Raw genomic sequence first — 22,048 nt, 5'->3', positions numbered from 1 at the left:
TCTCCTTTATTACTCTAAAGTTTCTAATACAATTTGATCATTCGTGTATACACAAATTTCACTAGCAACTTCAAGAGCAGCTTTAGCAATCATTTCAGCCGATTGTTCGCTACTATACCTTTTTAAAGCGCGTCCGGCACTAAGTGCGTAATGACCTCCAGATCCAATTGCAAGTATATCATCATCTGGTTCAATTACTTCCCCTGTACCTGAAATTAAAAGCATTTGCTCATGATCCACTACTATTAACATCGCTTCTAGTTGCCTGAGTACTTTATCACTGCGCCACTCTTTAGCTAGTTCTACAGCAGACCTGCTTAAATTACCATTATATTTTTCTAAATTTGCTTCGAATTTTTCAAATAGAGTAAAAGCATCAGCAACAGACCCAGCAAAACCTGCTAGTACATTACCATTAAAAAGCCTTCTCACTTTTTTTGCTTTATGCTTCATAACAACTGCATTACCAAGCGTAACTTGGCCATCTCCACTCATAGCAGCCTCTCCATTGTGCCTAACTGCAAAAATTGTTGTTGCGTGAAACGATTGAGTCAATTATATCACTCTTTCTCTATTAAGCTCTTGGGTGAGCATTTTTATATATATTTTGTAGATAATCTTTGGAGACGTGGGTATATATTTGCGTGGCTGATAAATTTTCATGTCCCAGTAATTCTTGAACAGAGCGTAAATCAGCACCTGCATTTAGTAAATGTGTAGCAAATGTATGCCTTAATTTGTGTGGATGAATAGATGTAGTTATGGCAGCCCGTTTTACCATATCATTTAAGACATAGCGAATCCCCCGATCCGTTATAGGACTTCCACGATTATTTAAAAATAAGTGGTCATGATTTTCCGGGGTTTTACTTAATAGATCTTCTCTACCTTCTTGTCTGTACAAGTTGATGGCTTCGCCTGCAAAAGAACCAAATGGAACAAATCTTTGTTTATTACCTTTTCCGGTAACTAAAATCGTCCCCAAACTATCATCAATATCTTGAACCTTTAATTCCACTAGTTCAGAAACTCTTATACCTGTAGCATAAAGTAGTTCAAGTATCGCTCTATTTCTTTGTCCCAACGAAGTAGATAAACTCGCAGCTTCAAATAGCTTCGTCATTTCTTCTTCGTAAAAGAATTGTGGAATTTTACGATCTTTTTTCGGCATTGACACTTGAGCGATTGGGTTTGAATTAACTTCCTTTTCCTTTTCAAGATAATTAAAAAAACCTCTTAAGCTAGATAACTTTCTAGAAACTGAAACTCTAGACAGTCCTTTATCATATAATGTTGTTAAATATACGCGCATCACTGCATAATTAACATCTTTAAAGCTATCTATACCTTCATTGGTTAAGAATTGAGAAAATTCTTCGATGTCATTCGTGTAATGATAAATCGTGTGTTTGGAAGCGTTACGTTCCACTTGTAGAAACTGTTTAAATGAATTTATAGTCAATATATCAGTCAACAGCACGGCCTCCTAACAAACGATTAAATCTTATCAAACTTTTCAAAATAATTCAACAATTTTAACAAATTCGTCATAATATAAGTGATGACATAAATATGTCAAGGTGTTTTCCTTACCACTCGATAATTTTATAGCAATTAAAATTGTGTGTCAATTTAAATAACTTCACTAATCACATTATTCACAAAACCTTAACAGTTCAAACAATAAAATGTAGAATCTTTTGCCTAGTATCAAATTAAAAAGACGAGTGTAAATTCACTCGCCTTCACAATTATTGTTGAGTTGTTTCTTGGTATTCACATGACGTGCATTTTACTTGTGTCCCTTTTTTCTGCTTTTTCTCTACTAATAAGGAAGAGCATTTTGGACACGGTCGTTCCATTGGTTTATCCCATGAGATAAACTCACACTCTGGATATCGATCACAGCCATAAAACACACGACGTTTTTTACTTTTACGTTCTACAACGTTACCCTCTTTACAAGTAGGGCATTTGACGCCGATTTCTTTAAGAATCGGTTTCGTATTGCGGCAATCTGGAAAATTGGAACAAGCCATGAACTTGCCGTAGCGTCCCATCTTGATAACCATCTCACTACCACACTTATCACAATCTTCTCCAGCTGGCTCATCTCTTACTTCAATCTTTTCTATTTCTGCTTCTGCTTTATCAAGTCTTTTCTCAAAATCTTGATAAAACGTATGAATAACTTTTCTCCACTCTTTTTCCCCGTCTTCTACTAAATCTAAATTATTCTCCATATCAACTGTGAATTTAACATCAATAATTTCAGGAAAATATTCTTCTAATAGATCGAGAACAATCGTACCGAGCTCTGTTGGGATAAAACGTTTATTATCTAATGCTACATAGCCTCTTCGCTGTATCGTATCTAAAGTTGGGGCATACGTAGAAGGACGCCCGATTCCTTTTTCTTCTAATGTACGAACTAACCTGGCTTCCGTATAACGTGGTGGCGGCTGGGTAAAGTGTTGGTTAGGAGTTAATCCTTCCGCTTTTACTTCATCGCCTTCTGCCATTGGAGGAAGTAATTTATGTTCCTCTTTTTTATTCTCATCGTTACCTTCCACGTAAAGTTCCATAAACCCTTTGAATTTAATTTGTGAACCATTCGCTCTAAATTCTACACCATTGTTATCTAAGTGGGCTGTAACAACGTCAAGAACAGCAGGAGCCATTTGACTTGCAACAAAGCGATCCCATATTAACTTATATAGTTTATATTGATCGTTGGAGAGCTTTTGTTTTATTGTTTTAGGATCTTTGTGAACACCCGTTGGACGAATTGCTTCGTGCGCGTCTTGAGAGCGCTCTCCTTGTTTTGATTTTGCCTGTGTTCCTAAATGGTTTTTTCCATAGCGACCTTCAATTAGTTCTGCAGCCTCATTCTTTGCAGTATCTGAAACACGAGTTGAATCGGTACGCATATATGTGATTAAACCAGTAGTCCCATCTTTTCCACCTAAATCAATACCTTCATATAATTGTTGAGCGATCATCATTGTCTTTTTAGCACGGAAGTTAATCTTTCTAAAAGCTTCCTGTTGTAAAGATGACGTAGTAAATGGTAAGGATGGGTTTCTTTTTCTCTCTCTTTTATTCACTTTCGTTACTTTGAATTTGTCTCCAGAAATTCGATTTAAGATTTTGTTCACATCATCTTCTGTAGATAATTCCTGCTTTTTATCATCAACCCCGTAAAATTTAGCTTCAAATTTTTTCTTTTTATGAGTGAATTCACTCGTAATAGACCAGTATTCTTCTGGTTCAAAGTTTCTGATTTCGTTTTCTCGGTCAATTACTAACTTTACAGCAACGGACTGAACTCTTCCTGCGCTTAAGCCTTTTTTAATTTTCTTCCATAGAAGAGGGCTAATATTATAACCTACTAATCGATCTAACACTCTTCTAGCTTGTTGAGCTTGTACTAAACTCATATTAATGGTTCTAGGTTCTTTAAAGGATTCTTTCACTGCATCTTTCGTTATTTCGTTAAATACTACTCTACACGCAGCATCCTCTTCAATATTTAATGTATGAGCTAAATGCCATGCAATTGCTTCCCCTTCACGGTCAGGGTCGGCTGCGAGATAAACTTTTTTTGCTTTTTTTGCAGCTTTCTTTAGGTCATTTAGAACCGGACCTTTTCCGCGTATAGTTATATAACGTGGTTCATAATCATTATCTACGTCTACACCCATTTGACTTTTTGGTAGATCGATCACATGACCCATAGATGCTTTTACTTTATATTTCTTACCTAAATATCTTTCTATCGTCTTAGCTTTAGCTGGTGATTCCACAATTACTAAATAGTCTGACATGCGTCCATTCCTCCTACGAGGTTTAATTTCATTTAAATACTACACATTATAAACATTGTTTTTATCAGTTATTACAAGTAAACATTTTTAATTACATTTCAATTGAACCATTTCTAATAAAAAATTCGCATGAATCTCATTCATTATTAAATACTTCGATACAGTTTGTCAAACACCTTTCTGCCAGGCTTATGAAAATAATCCTATTTTATGTTCATCAGAAGGTAAAAATTAATTCAATTAATTCACCTTTGAGTCGTTTAACTTAGCAGTTGAATCTAACTATTATAAAAGGCTCCTCCACCAATTACCCATATCTTCTGGTGTTGTTATAGGAATGGCGCCGTCGTTCAATAACTTTAAGCATCCTTTAGCTTGTGTTAAAAATATAGAATCTGGTATCACAAATACATCTTTTCCTTGTTCAAGAGCTTGATCGGCAGTAATCATTGTTCCGCTTTTCTCCGTTGCCTCAATGATTAGTGTCGCTTTTGATAGTCCACTAATAATTCGATTTCTTTCTGGAAATTGCCATCTATTTGGAGGGGTTTCAGGTGGGTATTCTGATAATAATAAATGTTTGTTGGCGATGGTGTTGGCATCGTGTATATGACTTTTAGGATAGATGTGGTTCAATCCAGAGCCTAAAACAGCAACAGTGGGGCTCGTATGAGATAGTGCTAATTTATGTGCCATGATATCAATCCCATAGGCTAAACCACTAATAATTGTAACTCTTTCTTCTATTAAAGGTTGAAGGATATAGTTCATTTTTTTAAATGCATGTTCAGATGGCTTTCTAGAACCAATTACGCTAATAGACGGATTTGAAAGTAAGGAAAGATCACCTTGATAGTATAAAATTAAAGGGGGATCAGGTATTAGTTTAAGTTGCGGAGGATAGTTTTTGTGGAACCATGTAACTATGGAATCTTGATTGAAATTGTCATATAAGCTCATTAACTTTCTTCGGTCATGGAGAGATTTATACAAGGTTGAGGCTATATTACTTTTTAATAGAAACAAAGATTGAAGATCGTTAGGAGAGTAGTTCAAGAGGTTTTCAAAAAGTGGGTCAGTTTGAAGATATTTGTGTATTTTTCTTCTCGTAATTCTATGAACATGTAATAAAATATATATTTTAAATGCAGCTTGCTCATTCAAATGAATCTTCACCCCGTTTTAGATAAAATGAAGCTTAGAGATCTAAGAAGACCTCTAAGCTTATTACTGTTATTTATTAATGTGTTTTACATTTGTCGAACAAATCATTATTTTTTAGTACATTAATCATTGTTTCGCCCATTAATGCTGGAGTATCTGCAACTTCAATACCACATTCATTCATAACGCGGATCTTTTCATCTGCAGTTCCTTTACCACCTGAAATAATTGCACCAGCGTGACCCATACGTTTTCCTGGAGGTGCTGTTGCACCACCGATGAATCCTACTACTGGCTTCTTCATATTAGCTTTAACCCATTCTGCTGCTTCTTCTTCAGCAGTACCACCGATTTCACCAATCATCATAACTGCTTCCGTCTCCGGGTCATCGTTAAATGCGTTTAATGCATCAATGAAGTTTGTCCCATTTACTGGGTCTCCACCAATACCAACAGCAGTTGATTGTCCGAATCCTTCTTCAGACAACTGATGAACAGCCTCATAAGTTAAGGTACCAGAACGAGATACTACACCAATATGTCCTTTTTTGTGGATATAACCAGGCATAATTCCAATCTTACATTCGTCTGGAGTAATAACACCAGGGCAGTTTGGTCCAACTAAACGTGTTTTCTTGCCTTCCATATAACGCTTAACTTTAACCATATCTGCAACTGGAATATGCTCTGTAATACAAATTGCAAGATCAAGATTTGCATCTACTGCTTCCATAATTGCATCAGCAGCAAATGGAGCTGGTACATAAATTACGGATGCAGTTGCACCAGTTTCGATTACAGCATCTTGAACTGTATTGAAAACAGGTACACCAGCAATTTCTGTTCCGCCTTTTTTAGGTGTTACACCAGCTACAATTTTTGTTCCATATTCAAGCATTTGTTCTGTGTGGAATTTTGCCGTTCCACCAGTAATACCTTGAACGAGTACTTTTGTGTCTTTGTTAATAAAAACGCTCATTTTCGTCCGTCCTTTCTTATTGTACTAGAGAAACAATTTTTTCTGCGCCGTCTGCCATAGAATCAGCAGCAGTAATATTTAAACCGGATTCGTCTAAAATCTTCTTACCTTGCTCTACATTTGTACCTTCTAAACGAACCACTAGCGGAATTTCAAGACCCATTTGCTTGGTTGCTTCTACAACACCTTCAGCAATTACATCACACTTCATAATTCCTCCGAAGATATTAACTAGAATACCTTTTACATGGTCGTCGGACAAAATGATTTTGAAAGCTTCTGTAACTTTTTCAGCAGTTGCACCGCCCCCAACGTCAAGGAAGTTAGCGGGTTCGCCGCCGTGATGTTTAATAATGTCCATTGTAGACATTGCTAAACCAGCGCCATTAACCATACAACCAATATTACCGTCTAAGGCAATATAGCTTAGATCATGCTTAGAAGCTTCAATTTCTTTTTCATCTTCTTCTTCTAAATCACGTAATTCTACGATGTCTTTTTGACGGAATAGTGCATTATCGTCAAAGTTTAATTTCGCATCCAATGCTAGTACAGAACCGTCACCAGTAGTAACTAACGGATTAATTTCAACGATTGAACAATCTTTTTCCATAAATACATTGTATAAACTCATCATAAATTTAACTGCATTTCCTAGAAGTTCATGTGGAATGTTAATATTAAAAGCAATTCTTCTAGCTTGGAAAGCGGTTAAACCTGATACAGGATCGATCACTTCTTTGAAGATTTTCTCAGGAGTTTCCTCAGCAACTTCTTCAATTTCAGTTCCACCTTCTTCAGATGCCATTAGTACGACACGAGAAGTGGCACGGTCCATTACTAGACCTACGTAGTATTCTTTTTGAATGTCACAGCCTTCTTCTATTAAAAGACGGTTAACAACTTTACCTTCTGGGCCAGTTTGGTGTGTGACAAGTGTTTTACCTAAGATTTCATCAGCGTACTGACGAACTTCGTCTAAATTCTTAGCGATTTTAACGCCACCTGCATTACCACGTCCACCAGCGTGAATCTGTGCTTTCACAACAGTAACGTTAGAACCTAATTCTTTTGCAGCTTCCACTGCTTCATCTACTGAAAAAGCAACTTTGCTATTAGGAACTGCCACGTTGTATTGGCGGAATATTTCTTTCGCTTGATACTCATGAATGTTCATGATCCATCCTCCCATCAAAATGTTATTGCATTAAAAAGTTCATATAAATGTTAAAACCACACGAAGTATATTATACATGAAAATTGTCGGTTTCAAAAGGTAGTACTCGATAAATATCAAAATTTACTTATATTTTTTATCAAGCTGATAAATAAACGCAAACACTTCTGCTACCCCTTGATACAAATCTTCTGGAATTGTTTCATTAATATTCAACTCTCTCATTAAATCTACTAGTGTTTCATCTTCATAGATTGGTATTTCATGGTCGCCTGCTTGGTTCAATATTTCATCAGCAATTAAACCTTGTCCTCTTGCGACAACTTTAGGGGCATCTTCGCTTGCTTCATCAAACCTTAATGCAATTGCCTCTTTTCTATTTGGAGTAAACTTTTTCATGCTCGATAATCAACCCCTTTTGATGTTGGAACAGAAGGATTTTGAAAGGCTGCAGGATTCACCGAATGATTTTTTTGTTCATGAAGTGACTTCACATCAAAGGAAACTAAGTCGTAGTCTTTTGCTTCCAAATTACTTTTCAATGTACCTTCTAATTGGTTACTGATTTGGGCTACTAATTTTGGATTTTCATGATAGATACTTAAACTAACTTCCCCGCGATTGACTTGCATATCTACTACCGTTTCTTGTAATTGAGGCAAATCTAAATAAAACATGACACGGCAGTGCTTTGGATTTATTGTCCCGTCTTTCATTTTCTCCCCTTCGAAATCCATAAACAGGTCTTCGTTTAATCCGAACATCTCTTTTGGCATTTGTGCACTGAACTGCATCCATTCTCGAGCACTGTCTTGTGTGGATAAGTGTGTTGCTTGAAATATTTGATTCATTTGCTGAATAGCATCTTGTAAAGTTGAAGAATTCGATTGACTACTCACTGCTTGTAATAACGTTTGAATATTGGGATAATCCGGCATCTGATTTCTTACCAAATTCGATTCTAAGGCATCAAATTGACTCATATTCATAAACCCTTGCATTTGCTGGACTAACGATTGAACTTGGGAAGCACTACCTGGATTCATTTGTGAAAAGAGCTGGGACCAAAACTGCATTGCCCGTTGATCTTGTCCGCCAGTTTGATTTTGCAAAACTTGACTTAATGCTTGCTGCAATTGCCTACCACTGTCACTGTTCAATAAAGTTGTAACGTCACTCCACTGGCCATTTTGCATAGTGCTAGCTACTCTACTCATCGTTTGTTGATCTCCACTGGAAAGTGTTTGCACCAATTGCTGAAAAGCTGCAGTTTGGGTAGTGTTTTGCATGAAATTTGCTTTATGATTTGTCGGATTCGCAGATTGTTGGCTTGTCTGATTAAGTTGATTCACAAATGACTGTAAGACATTCAACTGTCTATTGTTAACATTTAATTGTTGAGCTTGTAGCTGAGAAATTCCAGTCTGAAGTTGACTTGTTGATATATTAAACGGCAAATTACTTGGAGATGATTGATTATTTCCAGGGGTGAATTGTACCTGATTATTTCTAGCCCAATTGGTCCATTCATTTGACCATTGTTGAAAAGAAACATTTTGATTAACTACTCCAGCACGTTGCAATAACTGGAAAGTTGTTTGTGTTCCTTTTCCTATTTCTTGGAGCACTTGAAAACTGAAATGATGCATAGCTTGTCGCTCCGAATTTCCGCTTGCTGTTAACGTACTTAAGTATTGTGATAGCTGAATCTGTTCAGGAGTTGGTCGCTGAATAGCACTTAATTGCTGACTAATTTGTTGTAAAGATTGTTGAAATTGTTGTGGTCGTTCTAGTCTTTGATGAAGCGCATCATACACCGATTGATTTAATGGTAAATTTCTAGCTAACATTTCTCCTAGTATCGATTGTTGTTGGGTATTTGGATTCCCTCGGGCTAACTGAAGTACATTACTTACGTTTTCTTTGCTGACTGGCAATTGTTCTTTCATAAGATTCGCCAAAACATTTTGTTCCGCTCTACTTGCCTGAAGTTGTGTTACCTTTAGCAATGCTTGTGCAGCATCATTAGGCGTCTGAATCGCTTCATTACTAACCACTTGTAACTGTATGTATGGTGTTGTTTGATTTACTTGCATTAAATAATTTTGATTTGCTTGTAAATTGGTTGTTAACTGCGCAACTAATTGTTGTCCTCCCACTCTTACAGCTGCTTTCTGATCCGGAAAGAACTTCATAACACGGCCAGTTACAACTTGTCCATCTCTAAGCGACAAAGGTGCTTTGCCTATATCATTAATTCGAATTGATTGGAAGGTTTGATTAATTTCCGTTGCGCTCATAAACGTTCCTCCGTTAAAGTTTCATAAATTGTGGTACAGGATTAAAAGATACACGATGATAAGGGGTAACTCCATGACTTTTTAAGCCGTTTAAATGGTTTTTCGTCCCGTACCCCATATTCTTTTTAAAGTCGTAATTTGGATAGGCAGCATCTAATTCTTTCATCATCCGGTCTCTAGTTACTTTCGCTACCACACTCGCAGCAGCGATAGAAACACTTTTCTGATCGCCTTTTATAATTGCTGCTTGAGGGGTATCAAAAACTTCTAATTCCATAGCATCAATTAACAGTAAGTCAGGAGTAACATTTAGATTACGAACAGCTTGTTCCATAGCTAACTTACTAGCTTGGTAAATGTTCACCTGATCAATTTTTTATTATCTACTATACCTACACCAACCGATTTTGCCTGGCTCATTATTTGGGAATAATACGATTCTCGTTTTTGTTCATTTAATTGCTTAGAGTCATTTATACCAATTAACTCAATGTCATTTCCTAATATAACAGCTGCTGCGACAACTGGGCCTGCAAGTGGTCCTCTTCCAACTTCATCTACACCGGCAATAAAACGGTAGCCTTTTCCTTCTGCTTTTGTTTCATAAGACAACATGCGTTGATAATTAAGCTTAGCTTCTTCTAGTTTTGCCATTCTTTGGTCATATTGTTTCAACAACTTTTGAACCCCAGAGCGTTCGTCTTCTCTTAGTGCTTTTAACCATTCTGGATCAACATCTCTACGACTTAGAGTTTCTTTTACTTGAGTAATCGTTTCTCTTTTCACCTGAAAAATCCTCCACTATACTTTATATCGTATTTATTTCATTTTTCTACATAGTTATTTAATCAAAAGTAACTTTCCCTAAATAACCATTACGCAAATCTTGTATAATTAAATCTGCCACTTTTTCATAGTCTACTTCGCCGCCAGCAATTAAACATCCTCGTTTTTTTCCGATATGATCAAACCACCGAACGACATCCTCTTCCTCCATTTTTAAATCATATCGATCAATGAGGTGAGAAGGATATGAGTTTTTGAAGAAATTTAAAACATAAATAGCAATATCATCAAGGTGAAGGATTTGGTCTTTAATAGTACCGATTGCTGCAAGCTTGTATCCTACTTCTTGATCTTCAAATTTTGGCCAAAGTATTCCTGGAGTATCCAGTAAATCAAAAAAGTTAGTCACTTTAATCCATTGTTGTTTCTTTGTTACTCCTGGTTTATCTCCAGTTTCTGCTGTTTTCTTTTTTGCTAAACGATTAATTAAAGTTGATTTACCCACATTCGGAATACCTATTACCATTGCTCTTATCGAACGAGGGTTAACCCCTTTTTCTTCTCGCTTTTCATTTACTTTAACTGATAACTGTTTAGTAAGCTGAATAAATGATTGAATATCATTTTTCTTATTTACATCAATTGCAATCGCTTGATGACCTTGTCCTTCAAAAAAAGAAATCCATTTCTGTGTTTTCTTTTCATCAGCGAGATCTCTTTTCATTAATACGAAAATCCTTCTTTTATCACCAATTACTTCTTGTAACATTGGGTTTTGGCTAGATTCCGGTGCACGCGCGTCTACTAATTCTATGACTACATCAACTTTTTTCAGTTGCTCCTGTACTTCTCTCTTAGCCTTAGCCATATGTCCTGGGTACCATTGTATTGCCATTTATTTCACTCCATCATGTTCTCATATTCTATATCTTACTATTATAATCCATTTGGAACGGTTATTAAAACGACGAGCTAATTCTTTTCCTTCTTGTATATTTCACTAATATGAAAAGCTTCGTAGTTATGTCGTCACTATTGTGCTTCATTATTTAAATGCCATAAAAAAAGCTTGGCATAAATGCCAAGCTTTTTGTTTGAATCTTATTTTCGTTTTTCAGGAATACGTGCTGCTTTTCCACGTAGATGACGTAGATAATAAAGTCTAGCTTGACGTACTTTACCGCGACGACTAACTTCAATCTTATCTACTCTTGGCGAATGTACTGGGAAAGTACGCTCTACACCTACACCGTAAGAAATCTTACGTACTGTAAACGTTTCGCTAATTCCGCCACCACGTCGCTTAATGACAACACCTTCATAAACCTGAATACGTTCACGGTTACCTTCAACAACCTTCACGTGTACCTTAACTGTATCACCAGCACGGAACTCAGGTAAGTCTGTTCTTAATTGATCTTGTGCGACTTGTTCAAGAATTTTTTGCATCTTGCTCACTCCTTCCAAACTAATGTTCTTACTCCAAATACCGAATAGCGGAACATCGTTATCATACTTAAGTCTGTACTTAAGCACTAGATTAATATATCATATTGAAACATTGCACGCAAGGACTTATTCAGATTTGATATCCTCTAGCATTTTCAAATCTTTCTCGGTTAAATACTCAGGATCCAACAAATCAGGCCTTCTTTCAAAGGTTCTTTTTAATGACTGGTATCGTCGCCACTCTTCAATATGTTGGTGGTTCCCAGAGCGGAGGACATCTGGCACTTTAAGGCCTTTGTATTCTTGCGGGCGAGTATAGTGTGGATGTTCTAATAAATGTGTAGAAAAGGAATCTTCACGTGCTGATGATTCATTTCCTAACACTTCAGGGAGTAACCTAACCACACTATCCACAACCACCATTGCTCCTAATTCTCCACCAGTTAAGACATAGTCTCCAATTGAAATTTCATCCGTAACAAGCGATTCTCGAATGCGTTCATCGTACCCCTCGTAATGTCCACAAATAAAGATTAGATGCTCTTCCGTAGCAAGTTCTTCTGCTTTCTTTTGCGTATACGGTTCGCCTTGAGGACACATTAAAATAACTCTAGGTGTTGAGTTTGTAGTACATTTCGCATCTTCTACCGCATCAAAAATAGGTTGTGGTGTAAGTACCATACCTGCACCACCTCCGTAAGGGTAATCATCTACTTTATTATGCTTATTTTCCGTGTATTCTCTAAAATCAATATAATTCACTTGAAAAGCTTCTCGTTCTTGGGCTTTTTTTAAAATCGATGTATTAAAGACACCATGGAACATTTCAGGGAACAATGTTAAAATATCTAACTTCATTAGGAAAGCAACCCTTCCATTTCTTCTATCCAAATTCTTTTTTGATCAATATTAATTTCTTTCACAACGTCTTCTATATATGGAATTAATACCTCTTTAGAATGTCCACGATCAACTACCCATACATCGTTTGCTCCAGGTGCTAGTATTTCTTTAATCACACCAATATATTGACCGCTTTCAAGGTAAACCTCGCATCCTATAATTTCATAATAATAGTAAGCATGTTCTTCTAATTCATGTAACTGCGATTGGTCGACTTGTAATATACTGTTCTTAAAAACTTCGACCTGATTCAAATCTTCATAGCCTTCAAAAGTTAATAAATCAAATTGCTTATGTTTTCTATGGCTACTAACAATTACCTTAACGGGCTCTGTGTTTTCCTTAGAGGTTATAAAAAGAACACTACCTGGTTCAAATCTTTCTTCAAAATCTGTGGAGGAAATGACTCTTACTTCCCCTTTAATACCATGCGTATTAACGATTTTTCCAACATTTAAAAATTGCGGCTCCATATTTTTCACCCACTTATTCGAATGATTTTTCCATCTTCAACAACTATTTCTCTAGCTTGGTCCATGAGTGACCAATCATCTCCGATCGAAATCTCGATTAGTTCTTCTACTTCGTCAATTTTTATTTCGCTACCAATTGGTAAAAGTTCCAATTGTTCCATTTGTGTTTCATACCAACTAACTTGCGTTTTAAATTTATCTTCTTGCTTAACGAACTTTGATTCTACTAACTTAGGGTCAAAATCATGTTGTTTAATTAGTTTCCTTTTTTCAAAAGCCAATTGGTCAATTGAATTAATTGCTTGGTCTTTTTTCTTCTTAAAAGTATCAGCAATATCTGTTTTACTCGTTTCAGTAATCACTTGTTTTACTGCTGTTTTTCTTAAAAGCTTCATGGCAGAACCTCACCTTATCTTTGCATTTACAAAGAATAAATTTAAGTACAAAAAAGGGAAAGGTATCCCCTCTCCCCTTTTACTTACATAATATCCACATAAACCTTTTTATCTGTATTCGAATGCGCAGCATGTACAACTGTACGAACTGCTTTTGCAATTCGGCCATTTTTACCGATTACTTTTCCAACATCGTTTTCATTTACCGTTATATGATAACGAATTTTAGCATCCGTTTCTTCCACTTCTACATGAAGATCTGCTGGGTAATCAATTAATGGCGTAACAATAGTTTCAATTAAGGCTTTCATGCTATCACAAATCCTTATTAGTTATTTTTTGACTCGTGAAATTTCGTCATGATGCCTTCTTTTGAGAAAAGGTTACGTACTGTGTCGCTAGGCTTCGCACCTTTAGTCATCCAGTCTAACGCTTTATCTTCGTTAATAGAAACCTCAGGATTCTCAGATACTGGATTATATGTGCCGATTTGCTCGATAATACGTCCATCACGAGGTGAACGTGAATCTGCTACTACTACACGATAAAATGGATTTCTCTTAGATCCCATTCTTTTTAAACGGATTTTTACTGCCATGTCTTACACCTCCATCAAAATTGCTTATCACAAGTATAGATTGTATCAGAGAGTTTTATGTGTGTAAAGGTTTTTTACATTACATAAAAGGAAAATTCATTCCGCCCTTTTTCCCCTTCTTCTGATTGGTCATTTGTTTCATCATTTTTTTCATTTCTTCAAACTGTTTTAGTAGTCGATTCACCTGCGCTACAGATGTTCCAGAGCCTTGTGCAATTCGCTTTTTTCTACTCGCATTAATCACACTTGGTTCTACTCGTTCTTTCTTTGTCATCGATTGAATAATCGCTTCTACGTGAGATAACTGCTTATCATCAACTTGCATGTTTTTCATGCCTTTCATTTTTCCAGAGCCGGGCATCATGTTCATTAATTCATCAATTGGTCCCATATTTTTAACTTGGTCCATTTGTTCTAGGAAGTCCTCAAATGTAAATGACATCGACTTCATTTTATTTTGCATTTCTTTGGCTTTTTCTTCATCTACTTCTGCTTCAGCTTTTTCGATCAGACTAAATACATCGCCCATTCCTAAAATCCTTGAAGCCATACGGTCAGGATGGAATGCTTCTAATTGGTCTAGTTTTTCACCCATACCAGCGAATTTAATTGGTTTACCAGTTACAGCTCTAATGGATAAAGCTGCACCACCACGTGTATCACCATCTAATTTGGTAAGTACAACGCCAGAGATATCTAACTGTTCATCGAAACTTTCAGCCACATTGACTGCGTCTTGACCCGTCATGGAGTCTACTACTAATAAGATTTCACTAGGGTTCACATCAGATTTAATCTGTTGGAGTTCTCCCATCAAGTTCTCATCAACATGTAATCTACCTGCCGTGTCAATAATTACATAATCTTGGTGGTCTTCTTTTGCCTGTTTAATTGCTTCATTAGCAATGTCAACAGGATTCGCTTCTGTGCCTTTAGAGAATACTGGTAAATCTAATTGTTTTCCTAATGTTTGTAACTGATCAATCGCTGCAGGTCTATAAACATCTGCTGCAACTAACAAAGGTTTACGATTGTGTTGCTTTCTTAAATGATTCGCAAGTTTACCTGTAGTTGTTGTTTTACCTGCACCTTGTAAACCAACCATCATAATAACAGTTGGTGGCTTGTTATTAACTTCAATCTTACTCTGTTCTCCGCCCATTAATTCAGTTAGTTCTTCTTTAACTACCTTAATTACTTGTTGCCCGGGAGTTAAGCTATCCATTACTTCTTGGCCAACAGCTCTTTCTTTAATTCGTTTTATTAAGTCTTTAACTACTTTAAAATTAACGTCTGCTTCTAATAGTGCAAGACGTACCTCTCTGGTCATTTCTTTTACATCTGCTTCTGTCACTTTTCCTTTACCGGTTATTTTTTTTATCGTGCCTTGTAACCGATCGGCTAATCCTTCAAATGCCATTATTGGGACATCCCCCTTACTCTAGGTTTTCCAGTTGATCAATAAGTTGCTTAACTTGATCTATATCATTCGTTTCAATTGCCGCTTTCATCTTTTTAATCATTTGGTTTCGCTCTTGGAAACGTGCATATAAACCTAATTGTTTTTCGTATTCTTCTAACATTGCTTCTGTACGTTTAATATTATCATAAACAGCTTGCCTACTGACATCATATGTTTCTGAAATTTCACCTAAGGAATAATCTTCTAGGTAATACAGATCCATATAATTACGTTGCTTATTCGTTAATAACTGTTGATAGAAATCGAACAGATAATTAACTCGAGTTGTTTTTTCTAACATTCTTGAGGCACTCCTCACTATACAATCAATTATGAATCATCTTCGTTATGCTCAACCATTAAATCACCAAATAACCCATACACAAATTGGTGTGCATTAAATTGTTGAAGATCATTCACTTGTTCACCAAGACCTACATACTTCACTGGTATACCAAGCTCATTTCGGATGGCAAGTACAATCCCGCCACGAGCAGTCCCGTCTAATTTAGTTAAGACTATTCCGGAAACATCGGTAGCTTCCTTGAAAATTTTCGCCTGACTCATTGCATTTTGACCAGTAGTAGCATCTAGCACTAGTAACGTTTCATGTGGTGCATCTGGTACTTCGCGTTCAATAACTTTTTTGACCTTAGAAAGCTCTTTCATGAGGTTCACCTTGTTTTGGAGTCTTCCGGCTGTATCACATAATAATACATCAGCACCTCGTGATTTTGCAGCTTTAATACCATCATATATAACTGCAGCTGGATCACTACCTTCTGAGTGCTTAATGACATCAACGCCAGCTCTTTCGCCCCAAACGCTCAATTGATCAATTGCTCCAGCTCGGAATGTATCCCCCGCAGCAAGCATAACTTTCTTGCCGTCTTGCTTTAATTGATGCGCAAGCTTACCAATTGACGTGGTTTTACCAACACCATTTACACCTACAACTAAAATAATTGATAAATCATTTTCAACTAGGTTTAATTCTTCAATCGATTCTTCGTCTTCATTATAGTAGATGTCTACAAGTTTTTCAGAAATTACTTCTTTCACTTTTTCTGTATCTTTGATATTTTGACGCTTTACTTCCATCTCAAGCTCTTCAATCAAATCCATTACAGTCTGCACACCAACATCAGCACTTATCAAAATTTCTTCCAGTTCCTCAAAAAACTCTTCATCTACTGTACGATATTGTGCCACTAGATCGTTCATTTTCGTTGTGAAGGAGTCACGTGTTTTAGTCAATCCATCTTTGAATTTCTCAGATGCTTGATCAGTTTGTGTGTTTATTTTATCTTTTAACTTTTTAAAGAAGCTCAACGTTCATCTTCCTTTCTTCATTTAAGCAAACTACGTGTGAACCATTTCATCTGTTTCTTCTAGTTTAACAGAGACCATCTTAGAAACCCCTGACTCTTGCATCGTCACACCATACAAGACATCGGCATACTCCATCGTGCCTTTACGGTGAGTTATCACAATGAATTGGGTATTCTTTGAAAACTCTTTTAAATACTGTGCAAACCGCATAACATTTGCTTCGTCTAAAGCTGCTTCTACTTCATCTAGTACACAAAACGGCACAGGACGAACGCGTAAAATTGCAAATAATAATGCAATTGCAGTTAACGCACGTTCTCCTCCTGAAAGCAACCCTAAGTGCTGGAGCTTTTTACCTGGAGGTTGGGCGATAATGTCTACACCTGTTTCTAACAGATCATCTGGGTTTGTCAATTTCAACTCTGCATTGCCCCCACCAAATAATGCTTTAAAAACTGTAACAAATTCTGCTTGTATTTGCGAAAATGTCGAAGTGAATTTCCGAATCATTTCTTCATCCATCTCAGATATCACATCATTTAACGTTTGTTTAGCTTCTAATAGATCCGTTTGCTGTTCGGTTAAAAAGGAGTATCTCTCTTGAATTCTTTCATATTCGTCAATAGACCCAATATTAACTGTTCCTAGTTGATCTATCAAAGTCTTTAGCGTATTTACCTGTTTTTTTGTTGACTCTAAATCTTCTGTTTTACCGAAATCTTGCAATGCTTTTTCATAGGTGATTAAGTATTCATCACTTAACTGTTGCAATCGATTTTCAAGTGCAACATCTAGACGGTTTGCTTGAACTTCATATTTTTGTAATGTTTGTTTCTTTTGCTCCTGCTGCTTTAATTTTTCTTTGTTTTCTCGTTTTAGATCTTCTATTTCTTGTACTAACTCATCTCTACTTTGCTGTGTTTGCTCCATCTCATTGTTTACCTCAGTAAATTTTTCTCGATTAAAATGAAGTTCGTCAGTAAGTTCTTCCATTTTTTCAGCATTAGCTTGTGTCTCTAATAATTGCTCATGTTCTTCTTTTGCTTGCTGGTGCAACTGCTTTTCTTCTTTTAACTTGTCTCTTACTTCATTACGCTTTTCTTTCGTATTTCTCACTTCATTTTCCTGTTCGGTCAATCTTATTTGATAATTATGAAGTTCGGAACGATTTCCTTCTAGTTCTTCTTTATACTTCGATTGATTTTCAGTTAAATCTGATATGTTTCTTTGCAACTCATTTGCTTTATCGTGTTGTTCTTTCAGCACTTTATCAAGTTTCTCATTCTTTGTTTCTAAGTCTTTTAGATCTTCATCAAACTGACTATTTTCTTGGTCATACATTTTTAACTGCTCATTTTTATGATCCAGTTGAACATCTATTCTTTCCATTTCTTGTTCTAGTCTTTGTTTCATACTTTTAGCTTCTTGCAATTGTTCTTCTTTTGAATAGATTTCATCTTCAATGGTTTTACAATCCATTTGCTCTTGTCGAACATTTTCATTGAATTGTATGGTTCGTTCTTCGTAACTTAAAAGCTTTTCTTTCACATCTTCTAGTTCTTTTTCTCTTGTAAATAAAGAGGCTTGGTTCGTTTTTTTCTTAGCCCCTCCACTCATAGATCCACCTGGATTCACCACATCACCATCTACTGTAACGATTCGAAAGCGGTGATTGCTAATCTTAGCCAAATGGTTGGCGCCTTTTAAAGACGTGGCAATTATTACATTACCTAGTAAGTATTTAACAATTGGTTGTAACTTAGCTTCACTTGAAACTAAATCAGAAGCAACTCCAACAAACGATTCTTCTGATTGTAACTTCTCATAAACATCTCGAGAAATGAATTTTTCTTTCACGCTTGTAAGTGGTAGGAAAGTTGCACGGCCGTTATTGGTATCCTTAAGCCATTTAATCGCTTGTCTTGCTGCTTGATCATTTTCAACAATTAAATGCTGAGATTGACCTCCTAAAGCCGTCTCCATTGCTGAGATATACTGTTCCTCTATGGAGATCGATTCTGCCACTGCACCAATTATTCCATCGATTTGATTTTTTTTATTAGCTTGGAGCACTGCTTTTACTCCATAATAATAACCACTATAGGAATCCTTCATATCTTCTAACATATCTTTTTTCTGTTTCAATTGTTCTATAATTCTATATGCTTCTTGAAGTTTATCTTGATTTGACTTTAGTGTGCTACTTTTAGTTTCTAGATCTACTTTTAATTTGTCTACTTCGGTTTGGATCATGTGAAATTGGTTTTCGTCTTTAGAAAGCTCTGATCGTTTTTCCTCTTGTGCTTGTTCCAATTCTTCGCGGTCTTTAACTAACCCTTGAAAACGAAGGTCTAATCGTTCTTTTCGGTGGCTAATTTGTTCGATTTGTTGATTCGTTGACTGTTTTTCATTTTTCTTTGCAGCTTGCTCATTTAGCAAATCTATATATTCTGCTTTAAGTTCCTCAAGCTTTGTCTCAAGTTGATCACCAGAAGCGTCTACTCTCTTTTCAAGTGATTCTATATATTGCTTTGTTTCGTCTCTGTTACCTATATAAAATTGCAATTTAGATTCATAGTCATCTAGGTCAAATTCCAACTGGTCAATCTGGTCCTGATGTGATTGTATTGCGTTTAATAATTTATCCTTGCTTTCATCATAATGTTTCAATCGTTCGGTAAGTACATTTTTCTTACCTTCTGTTTGTTCAATATCTTTCGTCAGTTGCAGTTTATTATCTTGTAGTCGATTCAAGTTTTCATCAATGTGTTGAAGCTGTTTTTGCTGTTCATACACTTGATGTTCTTCTTTTTCTAAATTTGCATCGAGTTCAGTAATTTCTTCTTCTACTTCTTTTGAAGCCTTTAAAGATTCATCCCATTCTAAATGCAAGCTTTCAATTTCAGTCACTAATAAGGCCACTTCATAATGCTTTAATTCTTCTCGCATTTTCAAGTAGCTTTTAGCAGTCTCAGCTTGTTCTTTTAAAGGTGTTAATTGACCTTCAATCTCATGAATAATATCTTCCACTCTATTTAAGTTCTCTTCTGTATCTGTCAATTTCTTTTGGGCATTTACTTTTCTTTGTTTATATTTTAATACTCCCGCAGCTTCTTCAAATATACTTCTACGTTCTTCAGACTTTGAACTAAGGATTTCCTCTACTTTTCCTTGACTAATAATCGAAAATGCTTCTTTTCCAAGTCCAGAGTCCATAAACAATTCGGTAATATCTTTTAGTCTGCATGTTTGCTGATTTATTAAGTATTCACTATCACCTGAACGATATACTCGTCTTGTGATTGCTACTTCTTCATATTCTATCGGGAGTCTTCGATCTTCATTATCCAATACTAAAGTAACATCAGCTACGTTTAATGCTTTTCTAGTATCACTTCCCGCAAAAATGATATCTTCCATTTTTGAACCGCGTAGTGACTTCGCTGATTGTTCTCCTAATACCCAACGGATTGCATCAGTAATATTTGACTTCCCACTACCATTTGGACCTACTACTGCCGTTACGCCTGGCACAAAGTCTACAGCTATCCGTTCAGCAAAGGATTTAAACCCAACTGACTCTAATTTCTTTAAAAACATGTTCACACCTACTTTAATTGTGGAAAGTTACTTAACATTTCAACCTTTTTATTTTATCATAAATTATGAGGACAAAGAAGAATCCATCAAATTAGGAGTGTTGAAATGAACCTTGATCAAGCAACAAACGAAAATTTAGAATATATCATCGATGAACTTGCAAAAGAATTACAAATGCTGAATGCAGCAATTTTGAAGCCTGAAGACTACAGTTTAGACAGTTATCATGATATTAAAGACATTTATGATATGGTCAAAACGAAAGACCAAGTGTCCGTGGCTGAAATGAATGCGATTATCGATGAATTAAAAAGTTACCGCAAAACTTCATAAGTATATGTAGTAAAAAGGCTGGAACAATCAAAGTGGTAGCATGTAAATCCGAACTAAGCTTATGAAAAGCGGATGAAATAGACGAAGACTCCTGCGGGATATAGAGCTCAGGTGAGACCCCGGAATGCGTAGCATGAGGAGGCTCAACGGCTCCCCGCGGAAAGCGTAGTCTATTTCAGGAGCGAGTTAGTCGCACCACATTTCATTGTTCGGGTTATAAGTACATACAGACACTTTTGTTCCAGCCTCTTTTTTTCTATTATTATTAGGTTAACTCTTGAATTGCCTTATTTGCAGCTTCTTGCTCCGCTTCTTTCTTAGATCTTCCTTTGCCTTCACCTAATTTCTGATTGCCTAAATGAACAGAGGCAATAAATGTACGATTATGTGCAGGCCCCACTTCGTCCACTATTTCATAACTGACTGACTTCCCATCTTTTTGCACAAGCTCTTGTAGCTGACTCTTATAATCCATCACATGCGAAAAAGCACCCGGTTCAACATCAGGGAATATGTGGCGTTGAAGAAATTCCAATGCTACATCAAATCCTTGATCTAAGTATAAGGCACCTATAAATGCTTCAAAGACGTCTGCTAATAATGCAGAACGATCTCTTCCTCCTGAAGCTGCCTCTCCTTTTCCTAACAACATATAGGACCTGAAATTTAATTTCTTTGCAAACCGCTCCAAGGATGGTTCACAGACAATATTGGCTCTGAATTTCGTTAATTCCCCTTCACTCATTTCTTTATAATTTCTAAATAAATGTTGAGAAACAGCCAATTCTAATACGGCATCTCCTAAAAATTCAAGCCTTTCGTTGTCTTCTAAATCTTGTTGCGGATGCTCATTCACATATGATGTATGCATAAATGCTTGTTTTAGAAGATGGTCTTGCTCAAAGTTAAATTGTAGTTCCTTTTTTAATTGTTCTGTATTCATATTTTCGCACCTTCTTTATTTAACAATCACAAATAGAAGAAGGATGACAACCAATGTCATCCTCATGTTCTATTACTGGGTGCTGTTTATGTAAGAAACAGCATCACCAACTGTATTAATTTTTTCAGCTTCTTCATCTGAAATTTCCATATCAAATTCATCTTCTAATTCCATAACTAGTTCAACGACATCTAAAGAATCTGCCTCTAAATCATCCTTAAATGAAGCACCTTCTGTTACTTTTGATTCGTCTACATCTAATCGTTCTACGATAATTTCTTTAACGCGATCAAATACGTCTGCCATGTCGCTCACCTCCCTTCAAGA

22 protein-coding genes and 1 pseudogene are annotated in these 22,048 nt (G+C 36.2%); 1 reads left to right on the top strand and 22 read right to left on the bottom strand.

Going from position 1 to position 22,048, the window contains the following annotated elements:
* Window positions 1-9 precede the first annotated feature (9 nt).
* The 20 genes and pseudogenes from hslV to smc all read right to left on the bottom strand — a co-directional run bounded on the left by hslV (window position 10) and on the right by smc (window position 20,445).
* The gene (hslV, locus tag G532_RS0101425) at window positions 10-555 is read right to left on the bottom strand and encodes an ATP-dependent protease subunit HslV (RefSeq protein ID WP_027963178.1); all 546 of its coding nucleotides are present in this window, start codon (window positions 553-555) and stop codon (window positions 10-12) included.
* A 19-nt stretch (window positions 556-574) separates the two neighbouring features.
* A complete protein-coding gene (gene xerC, locus G532_RS0101420) occupies window positions 575-1,477 on the bottom strand; it encodes a tyrosine recombinase XerC (RefSeq protein ID WP_084500493.1) in 903 nt (300 codons plus the stop codon).
* A 274-nt stretch (window positions 1,478-1,751) separates the two neighbouring features.
* Complete coding sequence (gene topA / locus G532_RS0101415) at window positions 1,752-3,827, bottom strand: type I DNA topoisomerase (RefSeq protein WP_027963176.1); 2,076 nt, start codon at window positions 3,825-3,827, stop codon at window positions 1,752-1,754.
* A gap of 285 nt (window positions 3,828-4,112) precedes the next feature.
* Window positions 4,113-4,991 (bottom strand): DNA-processing protein DprA, encoded by an 879-nt coding sequence (gene dprA / locus G532_RS0101410; protein ID WP_027963175.1) that lies wholly within the window; start codon window positions 4,989-4,991, stop codon window positions 4,113-4,115.
* Window positions 4,992-5,067: 76 nt separating this feature from the next.
* On the bottom strand, window positions 5,068-5,970 hold the full coding sequence (sucD, locus tag G532_RS0101405; RefSeq protein WP_027963174.1) for a succinate--CoA ligase subunit alpha: 903 nt from the start codon (window positions 5,968-5,970) through the stop codon (window positions 5,068-5,070).
* Between the two features lie 16 nt (window positions 5,971-5,986).
* The gene (sucC, locus tag G532_RS0101400) at window positions 5,987-7,147 is read right to left on the bottom strand and encodes an ADP-forming succinate--CoA ligase subunit beta (RefSeq protein ID WP_027963173.1); all 1,161 of its coding nucleotides are present in this window, start codon (window positions 7,145-7,147) and stop codon (window positions 5,987-5,989) included.
* A gap of 123 nt (window positions 7,148-7,270) precedes the next feature.
* On the bottom strand, window positions 7,271-7,546 hold the full coding sequence (locus tag G532_RS0101395; protein ID WP_027963172.1) for an EscU/YscU/HrcU family type III secretion system export apparatus switch protein: 276 nt from the start codon (window positions 7,544-7,546) through the stop codon (window positions 7,271-7,273).
* Entirely contained in the window at window positions 7,543-9,447 is a 1,905-nt protein-coding gene (locus tag G532_RS0101390) for a hypothetical protein (protein WP_027963171.1), read from the bottom strand. The genes G532_RS0101395 and G532_RS0101390 overlap by 4 nt, the downstream gene beginning before the upstream one ends.
* A gap of 13 nt (window positions 9,448-9,460) precedes the next feature.
* Window positions 9,461-10,233: pseudogene (locus G532_RS14555) on the bottom strand (ribonuclease HII).
* Between the two features lie 58 nt (window positions 10,234-10,291).
* Window positions 10,292-11,128, bottom strand: a complete 837-nt coding sequence (ylqF, locus tag G532_RS0101380; protein WP_027963170.1) for a ribosome biogenesis GTPase YlqF — start codon at window positions 11,126-11,128, stop codon at window positions 10,292-10,294.
* A gap of 206 nt (window positions 11,129-11,334) precedes the next feature.
* Entirely contained in the window at window positions 11,335-11,682 is a 348-nt protein-coding gene (gene rplS / locus G532_RS0101375; RefSeq protein ID WP_027963169.1) for a 50S ribosomal protein L19, read from the bottom strand.
* Between the two features lie 126 nt (window positions 11,683-11,808).
* Window positions 11,809-12,540 carry a tRNA (guanosine(37)-N1)-methyltransferase TrmD gene (trmD, locus tag G532_RS0101370; protein WP_027963168.1) on the bottom strand — a complete coding sequence of 244 codons (732 nt, stop codon included), beginning with the start codon at window positions 12,538-12,540 and terminating at the stop codon, window positions 11,809-11,811.
* Complete coding sequence (gene rimM / locus G532_RS0101365) at window positions 12,540-13,058, bottom strand: ribosome maturation factor RimM (RefSeq protein WP_027963167.1); 519 nt, start codon at window positions 13,056-13,058, stop codon at window positions 12,540-12,542. Before rimM ends, trmD begins: the two co-directional genes overlap by 1 nt.
* A 5-nt stretch (window positions 13,059-13,063) precedes the next feature.
* Window positions 13,064-13,453 (bottom strand): YlqD family protein, encoded by a 390-nt coding sequence (locus tag G532_RS0101360; protein WP_027963166.1) that lies wholly within the window; start codon window positions 13,451-13,453, stop codon window positions 13,064-13,066.
* Window positions 13,454-13,536: 83 nt separating this feature from the next.
* Window positions 13,537-13,764, bottom strand: a complete 228-nt coding sequence (locus G532_RS0101355) for a KH domain-containing protein (RefSeq protein ID WP_027963165.1) — start codon at window positions 13,762-13,764, stop codon at window positions 13,537-13,539.
* 17 nt (window positions 13,765-13,781) lie between these two features.
* The gene (gene rpsP / locus G532_RS0101350; RefSeq protein ID WP_027963164.1) at window positions 13,782-14,051 is read right to left on the bottom strand and encodes a 30S ribosomal protein S16; all 270 of its coding nucleotides are present in this window, start codon (window positions 14,049-14,051) and stop codon (window positions 13,782-13,784) included.
* Window positions 14,052-14,130: 79 nt separating this feature from the next.
* Entirely contained in the window at window positions 14,131-15,471 is a 1,341-nt protein-coding gene (ffh, locus tag G532_RS0101345) for a signal recognition particle protein (RefSeq protein ID WP_027963163.1), read from the bottom strand.
* Window positions 15,472-15,487: 16 nt separating this feature from the next.
* On the bottom strand, window positions 15,488-15,814 hold the full coding sequence (locus G532_RS0101340; protein ID WP_027963162.1) for a putative DNA-binding protein: 327 nt from the start codon (window positions 15,812-15,814) through the stop codon (window positions 15,488-15,490).
* Window positions 15,815-15,843: 29 nt separating this feature from the next.
* Window positions 15,844-16,845 carry a signal recognition particle-docking protein FtsY gene (gene ftsY / locus G532_RS0101335; protein WP_027963161.1) on the bottom strand — a complete coding sequence of 334 codons (1,002 nt, stop codon included), beginning with the start codon at window positions 16,843-16,845 and terminating at the stop codon, window positions 15,844-15,846.
* Between the two features lie 30 nt (window positions 16,846-16,875).
* Window positions 16,876-20,445 carry a chromosome segregation protein SMC gene (smc, locus tag G532_RS0101330; protein WP_027963160.1) on the bottom strand — a complete coding sequence of 1,190 codons (3,570 nt, stop codon included), beginning with the start codon at window positions 20,443-20,445 and terminating at the stop codon, window positions 16,876-16,878.
* A gap of 105 nt (window positions 20,446-20,550) precedes the next feature.
* Between smc and G532_RS0101320 the strand changes: the two genes are divergently transcribed.
* Window positions 20,551-20,778, top strand: coding sequence for a DUF1128 domain-containing protein (locus G532_RS0101320; RefSeq protein ID WP_027963159.1), 228 nt, complete (start codon window positions 20,551-20,553; stop codon window positions 20,776-20,778).
* Window positions 20,779-21,043: 265 nt separating this feature from the next.
* On the opposite strand, the gene rnc is transcribed toward G532_RS0101320, so the two are convergent.
* Window positions 21,044-21,721 (bottom strand): ribonuclease III, encoded by a 678-nt coding sequence (rnc, locus tag G532_RS14550; RefSeq protein WP_035512346.1) that lies wholly within the window; start codon window positions 21,719-21,721, stop codon window positions 21,044-21,046.
* A 72-nt stretch (window positions 21,722-21,793) separates the two neighbouring features.
* A complete protein-coding gene (locus tag G532_RS0101310) occupies window positions 21,794-22,027 on the bottom strand; it encodes an acyl carrier protein (RefSeq protein WP_027963158.1) in 234 nt (77 codons plus the stop codon).
* Window positions 22,028-22,048: the final 21 nt, after the last annotated feature.

The sequence above is a fragment of the Halalkalibacillus halophilus DSM 18494 genome, from assembly GCF_000423105.1.
GTDB lineage: Bacteria > Bacillota > Bacilli > Bacillales > Alkalibacillaceae > Halalkalibacillus > Halalkalibacillus halophilus.
This window is presented reverse-complemented; position numbering and strand designations above follow the sequence as displayed.